The organism is Hominimerdicola alba 8 (genome assembly GCF_000178155.2).
Lineage (GTDB): Bacteria > Bacillota > Clostridia > Oscillospirales > Ruminococcaceae > Hominimerdicola > Hominimerdicola alba_C.
The window spans coordinates 20,354-41,766 of the sequence record NZ_ADKM02000122.1 but is presented as its reverse complement, the minus strand read 5'-3'; the positions used below and the strand labels follow the sequence as shown (position 1 = coordinate 41,766).

Sequence of the window (21,413 nt, the reverse complement as noted above, 5' to 3'; positions counted from 1 at the left end):
GCCTGACCTCAGAGTGTGGTATAGGACAGCGGAATAGAGGTATACTTCGCTGAATACTCATAGAACTTGTAGACCGTCTGAATCCTGCCTGTCGGGTTCTCATTCGGCATCTTTACTTCAATTTCAAGGTAGCCCCATTCTTTCAGTTCATTCAGAGCGCTGTCAACAGCCGACTCACCGTCAGGACATAGTGCAATAAGTCCAGCCTTAGAAAAATTCCATTCATGGGGGAAATCCATTACTCTTGCAAGCAGACCGATCGCGCTCCAACTGAGATTGGCAGACCGCACAAAGCAGTTGTTCGGAACGGCATAGCCGCCTGACCTATGTACTCGTCAGATCGTATCTGATATTGTCCTTTTTGCTTTTGTTTTCTTGTCCATTTCTCTAACCTCAGCTTACGCTACGTACACAAACTCCATATTTGCCATAAGCAGTTTATTTACCGCATAAACGCAGCCATACGGCTTATCCACTTTAAGGATAAACTTCCACTGCAAAGCTCTGTCACGGCTTTTTTGATCTCATCACGGGTGAACTTCGACAGTTCATCATGGTCGCACAGTTCATCTACTGTAGAATAATCCTTTTCGACCTTGTTGAGCATTGCCGAATAGGGGCAACAATATCATATAATCAAACTGAAAGCAACATCATATGATGTTATAATTTATTAACTATTTTTGTGCAGAATATACATAAAAATCAGCTATAATTAAATTGGTAAAATATATACTTTCGTGCTTAAGTTACAATATTAAAGGAGCTGCTAAAATGCTGAAAAAACTAAAGGTTATCGGAGGAAGGCTGACCGATGGTGAAAAGCCTGTACGACTTTTTGGCATGTCTACACACGGCATAGCATGGTATCCCGAATATGTATGTGAAGAAGTCTTCAGAGCACTTCACGATGAATGGAAGACCAACTGTGTCAGGATAGCCGTTTATACCGATGAATTTCGCGGATACTGCAACGGCGGCGATAAAGAACATATGAAAGATCTGGTCGAAAATGGTGTCAGCATCGCAGAAAAGCTGGGCATGTATGTCATTGTGGACTGGCATGTCCTGCGCGACTGTGACCCGATGAGATATGCAGATGAAGCAGAGGAATTTTTCAGTGACATGTCAGCGCGCTTTGCAGATAGATCAAATGTACTTTATGAGATCTGCAACGAACCCAACGGCAGCGGCACTTGGGACAGGATAACCGAGTACTCCAACAGAATGATACCTGTGATACGCAAAAACAGTCCCGATGCCGTGATAATCGTCGGCACACCCAACTGGTCACAGGATATACACTGTGCGCTGGACAGACCATTGGAATATGACAACGTGATGTACTCGCTGCACTTCTACGCAGCCACACACAAGCACGCCATAAGGAACAGGCTGGAACGCTGTGCTAAAGCCGGTCTGCCTGTGTTCATCAACGAATTCAATCTTTGCGAGGCGAGCGGTAAAGGTGAGATAGACTACGAAGAGTCTGCGGCGTGGTTTGATGTCATTGAAAGACTGGGGCTAAGCTGTATTTGCTGGTGTTTATCAAATCATGGCGACACCTGCGGCGTATTCGCCCAAAACTGCACCAAACTCTCCCATTGGGAAGATGATGACCTCAAAGAATCCGGAAGAATTGTCAGAGATAAGTTCATGGACTTTGCAGAAGAGGAGAAAAACAAATGACAGATGTATTTAAACTTATTAAAGAACGCAAAAGCGTGCGTACTTTCAATGATGAAGAAGTGACCCCACAGCATCGCGATGAGATAATGCAGTTTGCACACAGCATAAAAACTCCCTACGGTATCGACATACAGGTACGTATACTTGACGGCGGCATGCACGGTCTGACAAGCCCTGTCATCGTGGGTACAGATACCTTTATCGCAGGCAAAGTCAAGCGACTGCCCCATGCGGAAGAAGCCTTCGGGTATTTCTTTGAACAGCTTGTGCTGCATATACAGGAGATGGGTCTGAGGACAACATGGATCGCAGGCACCATGAACCGCAAGGCTTTTGAAGAAGCTATGGAGGTCGATGAAGACGAAGTAATGCCCTGCATGAGCCCGCTCGGTACAGCAGCAGCTAAAAAGTCTGTACGTGAAACTATGATGCGCGCAGGAATAAGGGCTGATACACGCAAAAAATTCAGCGAGATATTCTTCGATGGCAGTACTGATATGCCGCTTACCGAAAGCAGGTATCCCGAACTTACTGAGATACTCAAAGCAGTACAGCTGGCACCCTCTGCGGTAAATAAACAGCCCTGGCGCGTGATCGTCAATGAAAACGGCGTTTATTTCTATATGAAGCATGACAAAGGCTATATTGACTCGAAAGGCTGGGATATGCAGAAGATCGATATGGGCATCGCACTTAGTCACTTTGCACTTTGTGCTGAACAGAACGGTCTTAATACGAAATTCAGTCTTGAAGACCCCGAACTCAAAGCAAACGGATTAGAGTTTGTAGCGGGCTTTTTGCTTGACGGAGGTCAGAATGAAGAATATTGATGAGATACGCGAATTTTTCAGCCATGACCTTTACGCCTTTGACACAGGCGCTTATATCGAAGAAGTCGGTGACAGGTATGCAAAGGTCAGTCTTGTGCTGACAGAACGCCACAAAAATGCTGTCGGCGGTGTTATGGGCGGCGTCTATTTCACACTGGCAGATTTTGCTTTTGCTGTCGCTTCTAACTGGCAGAAGTCGGGAACAGTATCACTAAATTCAGATATCTCTTTCATCGGCGTGCCTAAGACCGAAAAGATCTTTGCAGAAACAGAACTTGTCAAAGACGGCAGGTCAGTCTGCACCTATATTGTAAAAGTCAGCGACAGCGAGGGCACTCCCCTTGCAGCTGTCAAGATAGTCGGTTTTCACAAATCATAAAACAAACGCCCCGCTCTTAAGACGGATAATCATATAGAAGTTTTGCCCCCAAGCGTTTAAGCGCTTAGGGGCATTCTATTTTATACGGTTGCTAAGATAAATCAGGATTTATATATATCCATTATCCACAACAAATCTCATATTAGATCTATTTAACATCCAAGATTTATTCCTGACACCTTTTTTATAGTCAACTATTTGTTGCTTGTCAGAATCGCTTAATTGTTCTATAAATTCATTCACTCGATACATTACGCTTTCTTCCCCAAGAACATCTATAAGAAAATCGAAAAACACATGATACTCGCTAAACTTTTCTTCGAGAAGATACCGACACGCATCTTTAAAATCTTTATCAAATCTATTAGACAAATCTACAGCTGTTGTCTGAAGCTCCATTTCAAAATATTTCAGTATCTCCTCAAACTTATCTTTACTTGAAATATCATACCAATATTCCTTGCCTGATTGAAAACTTTTACCGGCTACAATGCTGTGTATGGTTGATGCAGCACCGTATTTTTTGTATGAAACCCGAAAGTCAGCATTTATCTCAATATTATTGTCATCATTCCATTTTGACGAGAAAAATATGACTTCAAATACAATCTGACCAATCGTTTTCTTGAGTGATCTGCTGCTCTTCAAGTACTTATAACCTGTAGTCTCAGATAGTTTACTTATAAACAATGTTATTGTTTCGTTAGCTTTTCCGCTCATAATTTCTCTCCAATCTGCAAATTTCGATTTATATTCGTAACAATTATAGCATAGCATTGCTGCATTGTCAATAAAAACGCCATAGTACTTCTGACTGTAAATCAGAAATACTATGGCTTAAAACTTCTATATGAGTATCTTTCTTAAGAGCGGGGCGTTCTTTTATCAATATCTTCTTAGATAGCGCGAGTTTCTCTTGCGCTTTTTCTGTTCATACATTATCTCATCAGCTTTGGTTATCAGCTTGAACAGCGTCATATCATCGGATATGCGGGTAACAACAGAGCCGATACTGCCCTCAACTTTGTACGGCTTCGACATCAGCTTGTTTTTATGCTCGATGCGTTTCATAATTGCATCTTCGACCTTAGAGATATCTTCTTCTTCGGCATTGACACCAAGTATGATGAACTCATCACCGCCAAAACGCGCACATACCATGCTCTCGTCACAGCTTTCCTTAATTATCGAAGCAAGTGTCTTCAAAGCAATATCGCCCTCGCTGTGACCGTAGTTGTCGTTTATGTATTTCAGTCCGTCCATATCCACAAAGGAGATAAGTATCTTTTGCCCAAGCATGCGGCATTCGTTGAACTTAGTGTCAGCGGCGCGTATAAAACCATTTCTGTTGTATATATTGCAGAGCGGGTCGATGACATACAGCTTGTCCAGTTCCTCAATGACACAGTTTAGGTTTGTAAGCCTGCGGATATTTTCAAGACTCTCACTGATACACATTATCAGTGAATGACATACCGAACTGTGGCTGGGAAAATCACCGTTTGATATTATAGCATATCCCAGACACCTTTCCCTGAAATGAAGCGGAAGATAATAGCTGATATTACCGCCTGTGGTATAAGGCCGCGGATCCATATTTGAACTGCGGAAACATTTGACCTCAGATACCTCGCCTTTATTCCAGATCAGCGGCGCTGACATCTTCGGGGTATAGCCATGTATCAGCGAATTTTCTATCTTAACCGAATAAGAACTTATCCAGTCATCACACAAGCAGATACATAACCTTTCACATTCAAGTGATGCAGCATTGTCAGCTATGCGCTTCATACAGTCATCGGGTGTTTCTGCCTCTGACATTTCTGAGATAAGGCTGTTCAAAAGCCTTACATCACGCCTGTTGTTGTCGATTATAGCATAAGTATGCTTGCGGTATGTCCTTATCGCATTGATATCACTATGGTCATTTCCGCAGCCGCAGCTTTCAGAAAACAGCGCCTTTGAACCGAGTTTACGTGTCTGTTCCCACGCTTTGCAGTCAATGGCATTGCAGACCATCTCACATGCCGCCGAACCGGCTTCCGCTAAAGGTCTGTCAACTGTGGTCAATGCAGGATAATGATGGCTCGCATTATATATATTGTCGAAGCCTGTGACTATGACATCTTCGGGTACCCTTATGCCGTTTTTGTTTAACTCTTTTATCGCCGCCAGCGCCATAGCATCATTGGCACAGATCACAGCATCGGGTATCTTCTCCTGCTCTGCGATCATTTTTCTGACAGCACGCCTGCCGTCACTGGGACGGAAGTCACCAAAAAAGACTTTATCCTCATCTATCGGCAGACCAAACTCAGCAAGGACCTCGCAATAAGCAGAATACCTCTGCATTGCTTCGGGATTGCTCTTAGGACCTGAGATAAACGAAATATCTTTTGCGCCGTGTACTTCAATAACATGCCGTACTATATCACACATTGCGCCCTTATTGTCGATAGTGACATTGATAAACTGCGGATAGTCATCACAGTCAAAAACCGCTACAGGAAGCAGTGAAGCCTTTGCCGATTCCAAAAGTTTCTGCTTGGTTTCAATATCCTGAATGGTGTTTATCATAAGAATGACACCGTCAAACATTTTATAATTTATCAGATTATAGATATTTATCTCGCCCACATCAAACCCACGCCCTGAAACAACGCCGCAGAATGCAGTAAAACAAGAAATATTAACATCATTCTGCTTTGCATAGCTTATTATACCATCAAGGACGCCGCGCTGATATTCTTCATCTAAGCCTGCCATTATCAGTGCGATCTCTTTGGATCTGTTCATAACCGTTCCTCCCTAAGACTCCTGTCAGTCTATGCTTACATTAAACTATTATACCTTATTTCTAATAAAAAATCAATAGTATTAGCTAAAATTATTGCAGTATCGCACTAATTTTAGTGAAATACTGCAATATTGTTCTAAAATATTATGATCGTTTCTATTTTTTTCTCATTAAGGTCAGATCACTTATATCACCGCGTTTTGCGCGTTCCAACTGCTTTTCAAGATAAGCTCTCAGTTCTTCGAGCAGTCCACGCTCAGAGTGCATGGAATTGATAAAACGATATTTTTCACGCCTGCGTTCAGCTTCAGCGCGTATATGCTTTTTAAGTTCGTCATAGCGAATGACCATCTCATTTTCAACAGCAAACGCCTTGATCTTAGCTGTAAGACTGAAAGAGTTCACAAGGTCGATGGTGAGTATGCCGTAGAAAAAGCCTATTACAAATGAGAACAGCAGATTGTGGGAGAACCATTCCAACCCTGACAAGATATGCGGGTGTATGAAAAAATAGTAAGCCGCCCCCAACATCGCCCAGTAAAAAGAAAAACGCGGACATATCAAGCCTTTATAGTTAAATCTTAGTTCAGAATAATCCCAAAGTTTCAGATGCCGCCTGATTATGAAAAGTTCGCCTGCAATAAGTTCAATGACAGTCATCGTAACTGCCATAATAACAAACAGAACACCCTTGCGCAGTAAATCATTATCGATATGTATGAACTTCTCAAGCAGCGCCAGAAGATACAAAGCTGTAAGACCAAAGCCGTAAAGCGGCAGGCAAGGTCCATTGAGAAATCCCGGATTTATCCAGACTCGCTCCTTGTTAGTCGGCTTGAAACGGCGGTAGAAAACCTCGATCGTCCAGCCTATCACACTGCCCGAAGCAAACAACAGCGCAAGTATCATGATATTGTAAACTAAAGCCATAAGCATCACCTCAAAAAAATGACTAATGTTCATTTATATTATATACCTTTTCCGTTTTTTTGTCAATCATATAAAACAATTTCTTGGCAATGATCCATAAATGTGCATTCAGAAAAAATATGAAGCACCTTTCAATACGAAACTCGGAACACTCGGGAAGTGCCCGTCTAAAGGGTCTTGCGCTTTTAAACTTCGTCATTACACCGCTTTACGGCGTCATGCCCGTCAAGGGGGCAGATGCGGTGGGATACGAGTGTTCTTAGCACGACATGTCTGGTGCGTTTTCAAGCTGCTGCGGGGAGTACAGGAGTGCTCCTGACGATAGTCGTACCGTAGTTCCGATAAAGGCAGAGAACAGCGTGCATACTCCCCTACTAACAGCGAAAATCGTTCAAAAGTTGTACGTTTTTGTACAACTTTTAATGAAATATGTAGGAATTAAAATAAAATACATTTGTTTGCACAAGCCGTCACTCGCATTTTTATTGCATATTCACATAGAAAGAGGGCGTATTTTTGAATTGATATCCATCTGACACACAACAAAAACGACGATCACCGATGCCGAATTACGCCGAAAAGCGGTAAAGTGAGTACTATTGGCATAAAACACTTAAAATAATTAAAGCCGAGTTTGATGACCCGGCATTTATCCTATTTATTTGATGCCATCTCGTACTTGTGCTTGGTCGCCAGACCGCCTCTGATATGGCGCTGTTCCTTGTTTTCCTCCAGTAAGCCCCTTACCTCACGGTAAAGTTTGGGCGAAAGTTTTGGCAGCTGTTCTGTCAAGTCTTTATGTACAGTGGATTTCGACACCCCAAAAGCAGCAGCCGTTGCCCTGACTGTGGCTCTGCGGTCTATCATATATTCACCGAAGATCACAGCCCTTTCCTTATCGGTTCTAAACATGGTATACACCCCTTTTGCTTAATTGTATGCCAAAGGGTCTATGTGTAGAACAAAGCATTTTTCACTTGTAGCAAAAAGATCGCCCCCGACAGCTTATCTCTGTCGGGGGCGAGGTCTGATATGCGACCTTTATCAGCATGGAAGTTTAGTTCTGTTCGGTAAGGCTATTTACGCCCTTTACATGCGCGGCAACAAGGCTGAGGTCGGTAACATCTACTGTGTTATCGTGGTTTACATCTGCCGACATATAGCCTGAACCGCTGAGTGTTCTGACACTCTTGATGTGAGAAGCCAAAAGAACTACATCAGAAGCATTTATGGCACCATCAAGGTTTACATCGCCAAACAGATAATGATCCTGTCCGTCATCGGGAGGTGTGGGGACATTGCCGCCATCGGGAGGTGTAACGGGATCGGTGCCTGTGCCGGGCTGCCAGCCGCCCTGTCCGGGTCCGAAACCGCCCTGTCCGGGTCCGAAACCGCCCTGTCCGGGTCCGAAACCGCCCGAAGCCTGACCGCTGCCCTGAGATACTGTTGCGGTACCACTCGCTGAACCATTGATGTAGAGGGTGTAAGTTTCATTAGCATTCAGTGCTTCCGAAGTGAATACCACATGGTTAGCTGACTTGACGCCAACACCGCTGTAAAGTGAATTGCCCTGACTATCCTTTATCTCAATGGTAGAGCCATTTGTTATGTTCACGGTCGAAGTACCGCTCTGCTGACCTGTGCCTGACTGACCGTCTCTTCCTGGGCGGCCTCCGCCAAAGCCGCCTGTACTTCCGCCTCCGCCAAAGCCGCCTGTACTTCCGCTTCCGCCAAATGCAAGATAGCTGCCTGAAGTTGGAACAACTGCCATGCCGTTCATACCGATACCTGCAATAGTACCGCCTGTTACGGTGAGAGTGTTGCCGTTATCGCCTATATCAAGAGCGCCATTGCCATTATTTGGCGAACCGAATACTTCGGTATAACCGCCCGAAACTGTCATGTTGCCGTTGGAGTCAACGCCATCGCCGTTGGCATTTATATACCATGTTCCGCCTGCGATATTCAGCTGGTATGTAAAGTTTTTCAGGTCACTGTTTGCAGCATTTATGCCGTCATCGGATGATACTACACTGCCTTTTCCAGACCAGAGGTTAACGATAGCACCTTCAAGACCCTCGCTTGCCTGAAGTATCTTTATCTCAGGTGAAGCTGTGCCGTCTTTGGAACCGATATTCAGATAATAGTCAGACTTGATGCCGTCATCAGAAGCCGAAACGGTTATCACACCGCCTGTTATGCTGATGGTTTCTGTACCTGCGGTGCCGTTCAGGTGTATTCCGTCATCGGCTGAGTCGATATTGATAGTACCGCCTGCAACAGTGATATAGCTGTCAGATTTGATGCCCTTGCCGCCGTCTGCGACAGTTTTGGTGTGACCGCCTGCAGCAGTTATATCAGCAGTGCCGCCGTTCATTGTAAAGCCGCCGTCAGCCTGTATGCCGTCTTCACCGCCGTTGATGGTCAATTTACCGCCGTTGATGGTGACCGTACCTGCCGACTCGGTGTCATCTTCATCGGGAGATGCTTTCAGCGCATCAGCTGTGGCTTTGATATTCACATTACCGCTGTTGACTATAACACTACCATCGGAAGCAAGACCGTTATTTGCTGCGTTGACATTAAGTGTCAGGGTATCAGCAGAACTTCCGCCCACGATAACAGAAGCAGATGTGCCGCCCTTGATACCGTTCTTGCAGGCGGTGCCGTCAACCGTCAGAGTGCCTGTACCTGTTATTGTCGCAGTTGCAGAGCTCTTTACCTTTATCGCAGCGCCCTCAAAAGCATCTGCTACCTCTGCATCAGCTGATGTTTCATCAGCAAGGTTTTCTGCGTCTTTAAGGGTGTTAGTGCCTTTTACGAATATTTCCACCTGTGCTTCTTTACCGACTGTCAGCGGTGCTGTATCGCTTGCTGTGAGGTCGATATTATCAAGTATCAGCACAACATCTGTAGTACCTTTCTTTATCTGGATGCTGCCCTCTGAACACTTACCTGTTACAACATATACGCCAGACTCATTGATGGTCAATGCGGTTTCATTTATTTTGAACCCCGAACCATCGCTGTCAGATGCCGAAACTGAATTTGAAGTAAAGGTGAACACGTTATCATACTCGCCCTTATCCTCGAATGCAAACGCATTCAGTCCGACAGTCGAAGTCAGCATCATCATTGCTGCCGCAGCCGCACTTATTGTCTTTTTCATTATCATAGCTTTCATATCTAAGCCCTCCTTAACGATTCGGGGTCATGCCCCATTGCTTGCTATAGTTCATATTATAATCAGTCGGGCTTAAGTATACTTTAAATTATAGTTAAAAAATACCTTAAATATTCTATTCTTTTATTTTAAAATGTGATTATTCCGCTGACACACCACAAAAACAGCGGCTATACAGAACTTGAAGTGCTTGGCGTATATCTTTTTGTTTACCGCATTTTCAGTTGGTGTGATAAAGGGATAGTCATATTAAAAAAAATCCCCCGAACATAAGCGCTTATCCGAAATTGCGCTCATGCACGAGGGATCTGAATATGACGACACTGTGTGATGATATATACACAGTAGATCTGATCACCTTTAAATTATATCACGCTTTTTTCTGAGGGTCAATATTATCACGTGATAGTTTTCGATTTAAATAAAGAATAATTACATACACAATTATGAACGATTTATATTTCAAAATAATTTCAAAAGTGTAAAGTCAATACTATAGCAATCCAACTTTTTAAATTCACAAAATCCAGTCGCAAAAGCTGGGATCTATGGGCTTTGTGACTGGATTTTGTCTGAATTTTAAGGCGGATCGCTATAATACGCGCTCACATTTTATCTATAACGGAAACAGCAGCGCTGCAAGCATAGACTTCTGCGGCGCCTGCGGTTTTAAGTACCTTAGCACATACGCCTATAGTCGCACCTGTAGTAATGACATCATCACATATTAAGACGGTCTTCCCGCTTATATCAGTGTGCTTTCGGTTCATGGCGTAAACCTCTTCGGCGTGCTTTAGACGCTCTGCTTTTTCAAGTTTATGCTGTTCGGTAGTATCCTTTCTTCGTGCAAGCAGCGAGAAGTCTGTTCGTTTACTGATGGCATCAGCGACAAAACTTGCCAGCAGTTCAGCCTGATTTCTTCCGCGTGTCAGCTTTTTGCCCAGATACATCGGCACTGCTGTGACAATATCTATCTTGTCGGAAATGCCCTGTTCGGTCAGTCGTTCGGCTATTATACGGGAACTTAGTTCAGCAAAATTATTTACATTTCCGCCGCGCTTAAGACTATATATCTGCCCGATTATTTTATCCTCGTAATAAAATGCCCCTACTGCCCCGTCAACATTACCGATTTTCAGTTCTTCTCGGAATTTTTCGGGCATATCCGCTTCACAATCATCACACAGCAGTCTGTCCCAGATCAACAGCTTGCCGCAAAACGGGCAGCTGTTGGGCATAACAAGGTCAATGATATACTTGTATAACGGATCGGTAAAAAGCATACTACCACCTCACACAAAAAACTCCGCCCACAAAGGACGGAGTTTAAAGACAATAATTTACAGGTATGTGCCGTAATCAGCATTCTCCTTGTTGATCGCATCGATCTCATCATTGATATCGCTTACGACCTTGCCTGCCTTGTCCTTCTCATCGATCAGGATCAGCAATTTAGCCTGCATATCTTCGATCTCTTTCTTCATAGCCTCGACCTTTGTATTGCAGTCAAACGCATCGTTCTCAGCGTCAGTCTTCTTAGACTTCAGCTCCTCGATCTTCTTGTTATTAAGTGCAATTTGCTCCTGTGCAAACTGCTTCATTTTCTCCAAAGCGCTCATGCCCGGATAAACCTCCTTCTTATTCTCGGAATTATTTTCCTCGATTGTATTTTCATATCCGATCTCAGGGATATCTTCAACTGGTTCCGGTGCCTTTACAAGCTCTTTCTCAAGAGCCTCGCCGCTAACAGGCTCGATGGACGGTATCTCAGGTATCTCGTCTATCTCAGGCATCTCATCGGTTTCCGATACATCAGAGGTATCGGAATCTTCATCTGACATGTCGGTCAGTTCGGTAACAGCTTCTTCTGCGGCAGGCGCAGGAACATCATCATCCAGCAGGCTGACCTTATGCTCTGATGCGGGTACAGAAGCGCCGCTTTCATTATCATCTGATAACAGGCTGACCTTATGCTCTTCTTCTGCCCTTTCGATTATAGGCGGAAGATTAGCTTCTTCAACTGCCTTTCTCAGCAGTTCTGCCTCATCGATGACCTCGGTGTTCTCAGGCGCCGCTTCGGTCACCTCTGGCTCGACAGGCTTTTCTTCTTCAACAGGAGCTTCAAAAGCGGGCTTATTATCAGCCAGACCATATGATGCCGAAACAGGCTTAGGGTCATCACGCTTGGAATATGTAGGCGGCGTATACTTTGGTCTTGACGGCTTGGGCGCCTCATCTTCAAGACCCGTTGCAAAGTTGCTGAACTTATTGTCATCAGAGGAGGAAGCCTTTGCAGGCTCAGGCTTCTTGTTAGCCTCAACTCTTCTGAAATGCTCATCCATTACCTCACGAACTGCCTGTATATCGGCTTTTGTCTTATTGAAAAACTCAGCAGTATCGCCGTCACTTCTGCCGTTTTTCAGCATCTTGGCGATGCCTATCGAAGTCCTGTCAAGGAAACCGTCTTCGCCCATTTCGAGATTGACAGTGATATCAGCATGCTCTTCCTTATCCTTACCGCCCCTTTTCAGGAACGATACGCCGTGAAACTTGCTCTTGCTGCCCTTATCAGTCTTTGCTTCGATCGCAGAATGATCTATCTGCGGCTGAACATAAGTCTGATAATCAGGGAAATACTTCTCAACTATGCCTATTACATTACCCTTTGGTATCTCCATAGTTCTGGAGATCTCGTCAAAAGAATAGCCCTCTTTATACAAGCGGACGATCTTTTCGTTAGTGCTTTCCTGCTTCTTAGCCAAAACAATCAATCCTTCCATGCAAATTACGGTCTTTCCCCATCTACAATGCAATAGTACACTAAAGATGGTACCGTTTTCATCGCTCTTATATATTATACAATATTTAATTCAAAATGTCAATATGATTTGTGATAAATTCCAAGTTTTATTTAAGATTTTGATGATTGCAATATATTTATATTTGTCAGAAACATAATATTAACATATCACAAAACAAAATCACACACTTCGTGCATTTTCTACAAAGCTAAAAATTTTTTGCCTGTTCTTTCCAGAACCACTGTCATTTTCGACTCCCGATGACACATCGACACAGTCAGGATGTACACGTCTGACAGCTTCCGAAACATTTTCGGGTGATAGTCCGCCCGCCAGAATAAACATTCTGCCGTCACGTTTGATGCTGTCAAGCAGACTCCAGTCAAATGACTTACCGCTGCCATACTCAGCAGCATCAAAAACATAGCCGCACACCTTTTCAGAAGACTTATATCTGTCAAGTTCAGCTATATCCGTGACATTAAAAGCCTTTATTATCGGCAATTCTGCGGCACTGTAGGCATCATCATCAATTCTGCCGTGTATCTGGATATAGTCAAAACCCGCATCATTTATCTGCCGCACCTGCTCTTTACTTGGTGAAACTGTCACCGCGCAGGTCTTGACATTATCGGAAAGTGCAGCCATTATCTCAGCAGCCTTTTCCAAGGAAATATTCCTCTTGCTCTTAGGAAAAAAAACTACCATACCTGCAAATTCTGCTCCCGCTTCCGAAACATTTTTTGCATCTTCAACAGAAGTCAGACCGCAGATCTTTACCTTTACAGACATTTTACCTTCACCTTTCCCTTTCAGGTTCACGATTCGTTAATTATTATAGCACATTTAATTATTAATTTCAAGAGTATAAAAGTTTTTTAGCGAACAAAATTAATTAATATTTTGTGAACTTAATTATCCTGTATTTTTTGACCCCGAACGTTTTCGTAAATATTATATTAACTTCCAAAGGATATATCCATCTGCTTCATCACATGGGCTTCATTCAATTTTTACGCCTATTTTAAAGGATTTTTCATTTGTTAAAGAAGTACAATAGCTCGCTTAATTTTGACTAACCGTTGTAATAATCTTAGAACTTTTAACTTAACACTTGATTTTTTTTTCAGATGTTGTATAATTGAATAGGTAGTATAAAAATATAAGATAGATATACTTTATCCGTAAGACAATATATAGTATAGGTCGATATTGGGGTGATCGATTGAACGAAAATTTCAAACTAATTAAACAGGCATACGAGAAAATTGCAAATGCGGGTAAATTTGATCCCGAAGTTATGCGAAAAGCTGTCAGACCTTTGGCAGAAGCATATGGTGCTTCTGTCATTACCATAAAAGTGCCGTTAAAATTCAGCGAATGTCAGCTTCATTATATATATGGCGATGAGAATGTTGTGATAAACGGCAATCAGGTCATAACCTGCGAGGGCGATCCAAATGCAGGCGGAAAGACTGTCATAACATGGGTATGCGGTGAGGGACATACCTGGTCGGAAGAAGATATCGATGATATAAATTATATATGCAAAACTGCCTGTGCGCTTTCCGAAAAGCTAAGACTGGGTGCTATGGCAAACAGCTATTTCTATATGGATACGATAACAGGCGTTAGCAACATAAACGGTCTGAGCAGATTTGCCGAACAGCTGATAAGGCGCGGTAAATCCACAGAGTATGGTTTTGCGTTCCTGAATATCGTGGGCTTTAATTATGTAAATAAAAAGGTCGGCTTCAAAGCGGGCACAAAAGTGATGAAGATGTATGCTTCAAAACTCAAGGAACAGCTTGCAAAAGACGAAATGGTCGCAAGACCGGGCGGTGATAATTTTGTTATCGCTTTCAAAAAAGAGAACATTGAAAAGATAAAAAAGATAGTTGAAGGCATATCGCTGAGGATAAGAGTAAATTCCTCGACCATAAAATTCAGTCTTTCTGCAAGGACCGGCATTTATATGGTCACCAAACCTGATAAGCCTTTTGACAAGATAATGAGTTATCTTTCCAACAGCATAAATTACGCAAAAAACTATGCCAGAGAAAATATTGTCTATTACAATAAAGATGTTGAGCACAAGGTAATAGAGTACAGGGAGTTCTGCCAGAAGTTCAGGACAGGCATTGACAAGCAGGAATTTTTTGTGGTGTACCAGCCAAAGGTATTCACAAAGAACAATACGCTTTACGGTGCAGAGGCACTGGTACGCTGGAATAATGATGGCAGGGTCATTTATCCCGGTGAATTTGTTGAGATATTCGAGAAAGAACATCTTATATCCGACCTTGATTTCTATGTGCTTGAACACACCTGCATAGATATGCGCAGATGGCTCGACAGCGGCTTGAAACCGGTAAAGGTATCTGTCAATTTCTCTAATGACCATCTTGGAGATGAAGACCTTGTGAAGCGCATAACCGAGATAGTTGACAGGTATCATATCGAACATTCGCTTATCGAGATAGAGATGACCGAAACGGTCGATGTCAATGAGATAAATCAGCTGTTGTCATATGTTGACGGACTGCACAAAAACGGCTTCACCGTTGCGATAGATGATTTTGGGATAGGCTATTCCTCACTGCTGATGCTTCAGACAATATCTGTAGATGTATTGAAGATAGACAAGGCATTTATTGCAGAGGTTACCAACGACCATCTTAAGCGTGAGAATGTCATACTCAGACACATAATCAATATGGCTGAAGATCTGGGAGTCGAGATAGTCGCTGAGGGCGTTGAAACCGACGATCAGCGCGACAACCTCACAAGCATGAACTGCCACAGGATACAGGGATATTTCTATGATAAACCGCTTATGTCTGATGATTTCTGCAAAAGACTGGCTGTTAAGACATATCAATAAACAAAACAGAGCGCTCGTGAACGCTCTGTTTTTTCTATTTATCAAAGTTTAGTTCAGAGAGTGCTTTTATTGGTATACGGACACCATCGGTAAAGACGATCGTGCCTTCATAGCTGTCAATGATGCGCACCTCTCCCCTTTTGGTAACATATCTGCCGCCTTTTTTTCTTTCATCCGGCAGAAAGTATGTCACTGTTACATCGGGGCAGTATGGAAGGATGTCCTTAAGCCTGTTCAGCGCGCCATTCAGACTGTCTATCTCGTCTTCTGTCAGTTCTCGGCGGCTGTCTGTCAGGCGTGCTGTTTCGTTTACTGCATCATCATAACCCGTAAGCGCCGCAAACGGTGCGAACTGTGCCGCGCGGTCATGGATAGACATGGGTGGCAGGTCGGCATACTGCGGACGGGACATAAACCTTATATTATAGTATCTTTCATTCATTGACATATTCCCTTTCTTATAGTAAACAACATATATTTCTACAAAATGTCCTGAAATTTTCAATGTTTAATGTGGTTATCCCTCTGACACACCACAAAAACAGCGGCTATACAGAACTTAAGGTTCTTGGCGTATGGCGCTCAATTATACTTTTGTTTACCGCATTTTTAGTTGGTGTGCTAAAGGGATAGTCATAATGTTTAATATAATTGTCACGCACGATGCCCGCCGATGGTCTGATTGCGTTCGCGTGCTGTGCCGCCTTCAAGATAATTTGAGCCGCGCAGCACAGCATTCTTGCCATAGCGATGCTTGATCTCAAGAACAGCAGTCTGTATGGCTTTCTCTTTATGACGGGCTTTTTCTTTCTCCTCACTCTCCTGCTGAGTAGAAGCTATGGTGAAAAAGTCAAGCTGCTCAAACTGTTCGGCATATGGTATATCCTTTTCGCTGACGAGATCACAGGCGGCGATATTGAGCCTGCGTGAAAGCAGTGACGGCTGAGATATGCGGTCGAACAATTCCATCACTGCTTCGGTTATCTCTTTAGAAGATGAAGTGTGATGTTTGAGATTTATCGTACCGTGAGAATGTTCGGGCACTGCCCTGCCATAGTGGTCGAACACCACATTGCCTTTGTAATTTCCATCAGCAAGGCTTGCCCTGTCGTAACCGATGGTCAGCACCAGTTTGTCAGTAACGACACCTTTTTCTGCCAGTTCCAGTGAGAGGGCATCTGCCATCTCCCAGATTATGAGCCTTGTATCTTTGTGACCTGTGGGCTTCTGCAATACCTGCCCCGAAGAATGGCTGTTATTTTCAGGGCGATACGCCTTTACATCTGCTATGGTGGCAGGTTCTATCCCCCATGCGTGGTCGATGAGAAGTTCGGCATTTTTCCCGAAAGTCTTATACAGCCGACCTATCGAACTGCGGCTGACCGAATTTTTTGCGATATCCCCCATCGTATATATGCCGAGTTTTTCAAGCCTGCGTGCGATGCCTTTACCAACGCGCCAGAAATCGGTTATGGGCGTATGATCCCAAAGCTGTTCACGGTAAAGCTGTTCATCAAGATATGCCACACGCACGCCGTATTCATCGGCGGGCATGTGCTTTGCAACTATATCCATAGCTATCTTGCAAAGATACATATTCGTACCTATCCCCGCAGTGGCAGTTATGCCCGTAACGCTCAGCACATCACGTATCAGCATGGCGGCAAAGTTATGGGGAGAACAGTTATATGTCTTCAGATAACCTGTGGCATCAATGAATACTTCATCTATGGAATAGGCAAAGATATCCTCAGGCGCGACATATTTAAGATAAATGCCGTATATCTGCGAACTGACTTCCATATATTTCGCCATTTGCGGAGGGGCGACGATATAATCAAGTTCAAGGGTCGGATCGGCTCTCAGCGCACTTGCAGAGCATGAACTGCCTGAAAACCGCCTGTTTTTCAGGCGGTTTCTGCGCTGTATATTTATTGACCTGACACCGCTGACCACCTCGAAAAGCCGCGCCCTGCCCGAAATGCCGTATGACTTCAATGCAGGCGTTACTGCAAGGCATATGGTCTTTTCGGTACGGCTCTTATCGGCAACGACAAGGTTTGTATCCAGCGGGTCAAGCCCGCGTTCGGTACATTCGACCGACGCATAGAATGATTTCAGATCTATCGCGATATATATCTTATCCATCAGCCGCGGCCTCCAGTTCGTACATTTGTTCTTATTTTTATTTTAGCACACATTTGTTCGATTGTCAATGAGAAATCGAAAGTTTGTTCGATTTTTACAAAGCTATCGCTTTCTATTATAAAATGTCCCGCGCAGTACGAAAATACACCTATTATCAGAGGATAAGATCAATTTCGTTTATATATTTACATTTCGGAATTTATTTATATTGACATGCCGAGCATTGTGTGGTATATTGTAATAAACTAATAGTTATTAACTCTTTGCTACAATGAAAAGAAGGTGAACGTTCTGTATTCGATAGAAGATTATGACCGCCCATCGGTAGCGGCTGATGCTGTAGTCTTTGGGGTGGACAGCGTGAAAGCTGATAACCGCAAGAGCCTTGACCGAAAAAAAATGAAACTTCTGCTGGTAGAGCGCGGTGAAGAACCGTTCAAGGGCTGTTTCAGTCTGCCGGGCGGTTTTCTCAGAAAAGGCGAAACGATCGAAGAAACGGCTGTGCGCGAACTTAAAGAAGAAGCAGGCGTTATCGAACCAAAGCTGATAGAACTTGGGGTCTACAGCAAGCCCGACCGCGACCCGCGCGGCTGGATAATCTCCTGCTGTTTTATAGCGCTGACAAACACTGTCGAACTCGCGACCGAAAAAGGCTCTGATGCTGTTTCGGCACACTGGTTCGACCTTGAAAGCAGCAGTGATGGCGATGATACTGCTATCGCAGTCCGAAGAGGTGATGAAACGGTATTTGAGTACCGCAGTGGTGAAACGCAGGTAAACAAGCTGGCTTTTGACCACAGTGAGATGATACTGGCGGCATTTCTTAAACTGCGCGATGAGGTAATAAATCATGATATGATATTCGACCTTATGCCTGAATGTTTCTCAATATCCGATCTTCAACAGCCTTATGAAGCAATAACAGGCATACATCTGTCACCGCAGGGTTTCCGCAAAAAAATGATAGGCAAGCTGAAAGAGACCGAACTTTTTGAAGAAGCCGCAGCACACAGGACATCAAGGCTGTACACTAAGGCTTGAACACGGAGGTGTATCGGATGATAGACAGTTTCAAAGGCGACTACTGTTTCCTGAGCAATTTTTATGAAGCTAAAGTCACTTACGAGGGGATAACATACCTCAATAACGAAGCGGCTTTTCAGTCGATCAAGACCACAGACATGGCAAAGCGCAGGGATTTTGCCGATCTCGACCCTGCCGAAGCCAAAAAAGCAGGCAGAAATGTAAGCCTGCGCGGGGACTGGGAAGATATAAAAATAAATGTTATGTATAAGATATGCAAGGCAAAGTTCACACAGAACAGTGACATTGCTGAAAAGCTGCTGGCGACAGGCGATGAAGAACTTGTTGAAGGCAACGATCACGGCGATAAGATATGGGGCAAGGTGAACGGCGAAGGTGCCAACAATTTAGGAAAGATCCTTATGAGGGTCAGAGAGGAGTTAAAAATGAGCAAATTTGATGCAAAAAAGGTAAAAGATGAGATAGTTCAGTGGATCAAAGACTATTTTGAGGAAAACGCCACCCCCGAAACAAAAGCGGTAATAGGAATTTCGGGCGGCAAGGACAGTTCGGTAGCGGCAGCGCTTTGCGTTGAAGCACTGGGCAAGGACAGGGTTATCGGTGTGCTGATGCCGCAGGGCGAACAGTTCGACATTGATTGCAGCAAGCAGCTGGTGAACCATCTTGGTATAAAAAGCTATGAGATAAATGTCGGCAGCACCGTTTCGGCACTGCTTGGCGAACTCGGCAGCAAACTCGATGTGGCTGAACAGGCAAGAGTCAACACCCCGCCACGCATCAGAATGACCACCCTTTACGCCGTTGCAGCTTGTGTCGGCGGAAGAGTTGTAAACACCTGCAACATGTCTGAGGACTGGGTGGGCTATTCAACTAAGTTCGGTGACAGCGCAGGCGATTTCAGCCCTCTTTCCGAACTGGTAGTACGCGAAGTCATCGCGGTAGGCGACGAGCTGGGCATACCTTACGAACTGACACACAAGACACCTATCGACGGTCTGTGCGGCAAGACAGACGAGGACAATCTCGGTTTCACTTATGCTGAACTTGACAGCTATATCCGTCAGGAAACAGACCTTACTGACAAGCCCGAACTGAAAACACGCATCGACGGCATGCACGCAAGAAATCTGCACAAGCTGCTGCCCATGCCGAAATTTGAATACAAAGGCTAAAATGCAAACGCCTCTGCTGAATGAAAAGCAGAGGCGTTATTGTTATATCTATTGTGGTTATCCCGCTGACACACCACAAAAACAGCGGTTTTACAGAACTTAAGGTGGTTGGCGTATATCTTTCCCCCGCCTGCGGCGGGGGAAAGATATGGGGCGCTCAATTATCCTTTTGTTTACCGCATTTTTAGTTGGTGTACTAAAGGGATAGTCATAATATCTATTTTTTACATGTATCGCTGATGACACAAAATGGTTGTTTTTCATATTGTTATTTCATCGGTTTTGAGGTCAGCTTTACAAGCAGTTCAACGATTTTTTCCATCGACTGAACACAGCAGTATTCATACCTGCCATGATAGTTGTGACCGCCTGTGCAGATATTCGGGCAAGGCAGTCCCTTGAAAGACAGGCTCGAACCATCGGTGCCTCCGCGAATAGGCTGTATTATCGGGGTGATGCCCAATTCACCCATACACTCAACGGCATTGTCGATAAGGAACATGAAATCAGGTTCTATCTTCTCGCGCATGTTATAGTAGGTATCTTTGACCACCGCTGTGACAGTCCCACTGCCGTAACGCAGGTCAAGCAGGTCGGTCACGCGCTGTATCGTCTGTTTCTTTTCCTCGAATTTTGCCCTGTCATGGTCGCGGATAAGGTAGCTGAGCGAAGCATGCTCGGTACTGCCCTCAATGTTCATCAGGTGGAAGAATCCTTCCCTGCCCTCAGTAAATTCGGGTCTCTGTTCGGGCGGAAGCATACTGTCAAACTCAGCCGCGATGCGTGCGGCGTTTATCATTTTATTCTTAGCTTCACCTGTATGCACATTCACGCCGCAGATGGATATATCGGCTGATGCCGCGTTGAATGTTTCATACTCCAGTTCACCGATGCCGCCGCCATCGACAGTATAGGCGTAGTCAGCCCCGAAACGAGTAAGGTCAAAACGGTCTGTGCCCGCGCCTATCTCTTCATCGGGCGTGAAAGCTATAGCGATCTCGCCATGCTTTATCTCCGGGTGTGTCAGCAGATGATGCGCCATCGTCATTATCTCAGCAACGCCCGCCTTATCATCAGCACCCAGCAGAGTAGTGCCGTCTGTGACTATGACAGACTGCCCCTTATACGCCTTTATTTCGGGGTATGTGGCGGTTTTAAGAACTATCCCCTTTTCTTCATTGAGAACTATATCCCCGCCGTCATAATCATCTATTATTCGCGGCTTGACATTTTCGCCCGAAGTTTCGGGTGAGGTGTCCATATGTGAGATAAAGCCCAGCGTTTTTGACTGCGCACCGCCGTCATTAGCGGGTATCTTTGCGTAAACATAGCAGTTTTCCTCATCATAGAATACATCAGATGCGCCCATCTCATTAAGCTCATCATAGAGCAGTTTTGCCAGCACATGCTGTTTTGCGGTGCTGGGGTGAGTCTGCGAGTCTTCGTCAGACTGAGTGTCTGTCTTAACATATCTCAAAAATCTTTCAATGACCTCTGTCATTTTCATTCCTCCTTACCATGTTTATTATACCACAAAAAACATCACAGCGCAAGA

At 44.2% G+C, this 21,413-nt stretch carries 18 protein-coding genes; 6 read left to right on the top strand and 12 right to left on the bottom strand.

Going from position 1 to position 21,413, the window contains the following annotated elements; genetic code table 11:
• Positions 1–8: 8 nt before the first annotated feature.
• A complete protein-coding gene (locus CUS_RS14300) occupies positions 9–290 on the bottom strand; it encodes a hypothetical protein (RefSeq protein ID WP_157769537.1) in 282 nt (93 codons plus the stop codon).
• 484 nt (positions 291–774) lie between these two features.
• On the opposite strand from CUS_RS14300, the gene CUS_RS14295 reads away from it, so the two are divergent.
• Genes CUS_RS14295 through CUS_RS14285 form a run of 3 tightly spaced genes read left to right on the top strand, consistent with a single transcriptional unit; the run spans position 775 to position 2,898 of the window.
• Complete coding sequence (locus CUS_RS14295) at positions 775–1,689, top strand: glycoside hydrolase family 5 protein (RefSeq protein WP_002852341.1); 915 nt, start codon at positions 775–777, stop codon at positions 1,687–1,689.
• Complete coding sequence (locus tag CUS_RS14290) at positions 1,686–2,519, top strand: nitroreductase family protein (RefSeq protein ID WP_002851974.1); 834 nt, start codon at positions 1,686–1,688, stop codon at positions 2,517–2,519. The genes CUS_RS14295 and CUS_RS14290 overlap by 4 nt, the downstream gene beginning before the upstream one ends.
• Positions 2,506–2,898: a PaaI family thioesterase gene (locus CUS_RS14285; RefSeq protein ID WP_002852187.1), complete on the top strand. Its 393-nt coding sequence runs from the start codon at positions 2,506–2,508 to the stop codon at positions 2,896–2,898. Before CUS_RS14290 ends, CUS_RS14285 begins: the two co-directional genes overlap by 14 nt.
• Before the next feature lie 108 nt (positions 2,899–3,006).
• Here the strand turns inward: CUS_RS14285 and CUS_RS14280 are convergent, their stop codons facing one another.
• The 8 genes from CUS_RS14280 to CUS_RS14245 all read right to left on the bottom strand — a co-directional run bounded on the left by CUS_RS14280 (position 3,007) and on the right by CUS_RS14245 (position 13,402).
• A complete protein-coding gene (locus tag CUS_RS14280; RefSeq protein WP_002851952.1) occupies positions 3,007–3,618 on the bottom strand; it encodes a hypothetical protein in 612 nt (203 codons plus the stop codon).
• Positions 3,619–3,783: 165 nt separating this feature from the next.
• The gene (locus CUS_RS14275; protein ID WP_002851971.1) at positions 3,784–5,694 is read right to left on the bottom strand and encodes a substrate-binding and GGDEF domain-containing protein; all 1,911 of its coding nucleotides are present in this window, start codon (positions 5,692–5,694) and stop codon (positions 3,784–3,786) included.
• A 157-nt stretch (positions 5,695–5,851) separates the two neighbouring features.
• Positions 5,852–6,625, bottom strand: a complete 774-nt coding sequence (locus tag CUS_RS14270; protein ID WP_002852241.1) for a putative ABC transporter permease — start codon at positions 6,623–6,625, stop codon at positions 5,852–5,854.
• Between the two features lie 654 nt (positions 6,626–7,279).
• On the bottom strand, positions 7,280–7,537 hold the full coding sequence (locus CUS_RS14265; protein WP_037277610.1) for a sporulation transcriptional regulator SpoIIID: 258 nt from the start codon (positions 7,535–7,537) through the stop codon (positions 7,280–7,282).
• A gap of 145 nt (positions 7,538–7,682) precedes the next feature.
• The gene (locus CUS_RS14260; protein WP_002852292.1) at positions 7,683–9,809 is read right to left on the bottom strand and encodes a carbohydrate-binding domain-containing protein; all 2,127 of its coding nucleotides are present in this window, start codon (positions 9,807–9,809) and stop codon (positions 7,683–7,685) included.
• Positions 9,810–10,414: 605 nt separating this feature from the next.
• Positions 10,415–11,092: a ComF family protein gene (locus CUS_RS14255; RefSeq protein ID WP_002852306.1), complete on the bottom strand. Its 678-nt coding sequence runs from the start codon at positions 11,090–11,092 to the stop codon at positions 10,415–10,417.
• A gap of 57 nt (positions 11,093–11,149) precedes the next feature.
• Complete coding sequence (locus tag CUS_RS14250) at positions 11,150–12,571, bottom strand: hypothetical protein (protein WP_002852082.1); 1,422 nt, start codon at positions 12,569–12,571, stop codon at positions 11,150–11,152.
• Between the two features lie 219 nt (positions 12,572–12,790).
• Positions 12,791–13,402, bottom strand: coding sequence for a phosphoribosylanthranilate isomerase (locus tag CUS_RS14245; RefSeq protein WP_002852015.1), 612 nt, complete (start codon positions 13,400–13,402; stop codon positions 12,791–12,793).
• A 433-nt stretch (positions 13,403–13,835) separates the two neighbouring features.
• Between CUS_RS14245 and CUS_RS14240 the strand changes: the two genes are divergently transcribed.
• Positions 13,836–15,494, top strand: a complete 1,659-nt coding sequence (locus CUS_RS14240; RefSeq protein WP_002852164.1) for a GGDEF domain-containing phosphodiesterase — start codon at positions 13,836–13,838, stop codon at positions 15,492–15,494.
• 34 nt (positions 15,495–15,528) lie between these two features.
• On the opposite strand, the gene CUS_RS14235 is transcribed toward CUS_RS14240, so the two are convergent.
• Together CUS_RS14235 and CUS_RS14230 are read right to left on the bottom strand one after the other, a co-directional pair.
• Positions 15,529–15,936, bottom strand: coding sequence for a hypothetical protein (locus tag CUS_RS14235; RefSeq protein ID WP_002851964.1), 408 nt, complete (start codon positions 15,934–15,936; stop codon positions 15,529–15,531).
• Positions 15,937–16,148: 212 nt separating this feature from the next.
• Complete coding sequence (locus CUS_RS14230) at positions 16,149–17,642, bottom strand: DNA methylase (protein ID WP_002852342.1); 1,494 nt, start codon at positions 17,640–17,642, stop codon at positions 16,149–16,151.
• Between the two features lie 282 nt (positions 17,643–17,924).
• On the opposite strand from CUS_RS14230, the gene CUS_RS14225 reads away from it, so the two are divergent.
• Positions 17,925–18,683: an NUDIX hydrolase gene (locus CUS_RS14225; protein WP_002851975.1), complete on the top strand. Its 759-nt coding sequence runs from the start codon at positions 17,925–17,927 to the stop codon at positions 18,681–18,683.
• Between the two features lie 17 nt (positions 18,684–18,700).
• Positions 18,701–19,858 carry an NAD(+) synthase gene (gene nadE / locus CUS_RS20680; RefSeq protein WP_002852099.1) on the top strand — a complete coding sequence of 386 codons (1,158 nt, stop codon included), beginning with the start codon at positions 18,701–18,703 and terminating at the stop codon, positions 19,856–19,858.
• A 268-nt stretch (positions 19,859–20,126) separates the two neighbouring features.
• Here the strand turns inward: nadE and pepT are convergent, their stop codons facing one another.
• A complete protein-coding gene (gene pepT, locus CUS_RS14215) occupies positions 20,127–21,359 on the bottom strand; it encodes a peptidase T (protein WP_002852168.1) in 1,233 nt (410 codons plus the stop codon).
• Positions 21,360–21,413 lie beyond the last annotated feature (54 nt).

What these genes read in the sequence shown, in the direction of transcription:
- CUS_RS14290 (WP_002851974.1), top strand. Translation starts at nt 1,686, where the DNA reads ATGACAGATGTATTTAAACTTATTAAAGAACGCAAAAGCGTGCGTACT.
- CUS_RS14280 (WP_002851952.1), bottom strand. Translation starts at nt 3,618, where the DNA reads ATGAGCGGAAAAGCTAACGAAACAATAACATTGTTTATAAGTAAACTA.
- CUS_RS14285 (WP_002852187.1), top strand. Translation starts at nt 2,506, where the DNA reads ATGAAGAATATTGATGAGATACGCGAATTTTTCAGCCATGACCTTTAC.
- CUS_RS14295 (WP_002852341.1), top strand. Translation starts at nt 775, where the DNA reads ATGCTGAAAAAACTAAAGGTTATCGGAGGAAGGCTGACCGATGGTGAA.
- nadE (WP_002852099.1), top strand. Translation starts at nt 18,701, where the DNA reads ATGATAGACAGTTTCAAAGGCGACTACTGTTTCCTGAGCAATTTTTAT.
- CUS_RS14275 (WP_002851971.1), bottom strand. Translation starts at nt 5,694, where the DNA reads ATGAACAGATCCAAAGAGATCGCACTGATAATGGCAGGCTTAGATGAA.
- CUS_RS14255 (WP_002852306.1), bottom strand. Translation starts at nt 11,092, where the DNA reads ATGCTTTTTACCGATCCGTTATACAAGTATATCATTGACCTTGTTATG.
- CUS_RS14245 (WP_002852015.1), bottom strand. Translation starts at nt 13,402, where the DNA reads ATGTCTGTAAAGGTAAAGATCTGCGGTCTGACTTCTGTTGAAGATGCA.
- pepT (WP_002852168.1), bottom strand. Translation starts at nt 21,359, where the DNA reads ATGACAGAGGTCATTGAAAGATTTTTGAGATATGTTAAGACAGACACT.
- CUS_RS14230 (WP_002852342.1), bottom strand. Translation starts at nt 17,642, where the DNA reads ATGGATAAGATATATATCGCGATAGATCTGAAATCATTCTATGCGTCG.
- CUS_RS14265 (WP_037277610.1), bottom strand. Translation starts at nt 7,537, where the DNA reads ATGTTTAGAACCGATAAGGAAAGGGCTGTGATCTTCGGTGAATATATG.
- CUS_RS14260 (WP_002852292.1), bottom strand. Translation starts at nt 9,809, where the DNA reads ATGAAAGCTATGATAATGAAAAAGACAATAAGTGCGGCTGCGGCAGCA.
- CUS_RS14235 (WP_002851964.1), bottom strand. Translation starts at nt 15,936, where the DNA reads ATGAATGAAAGATACTATAATATAAGGTTTATGTCCCGTCCGCAGTAT.
- CUS_RS14270 (WP_002852241.1), bottom strand. Translation starts at nt 6,625, where the DNA reads ATGGCTTTAGTTTACAATATCATGATACTTGCGCTGTTGTTTGCTTCG.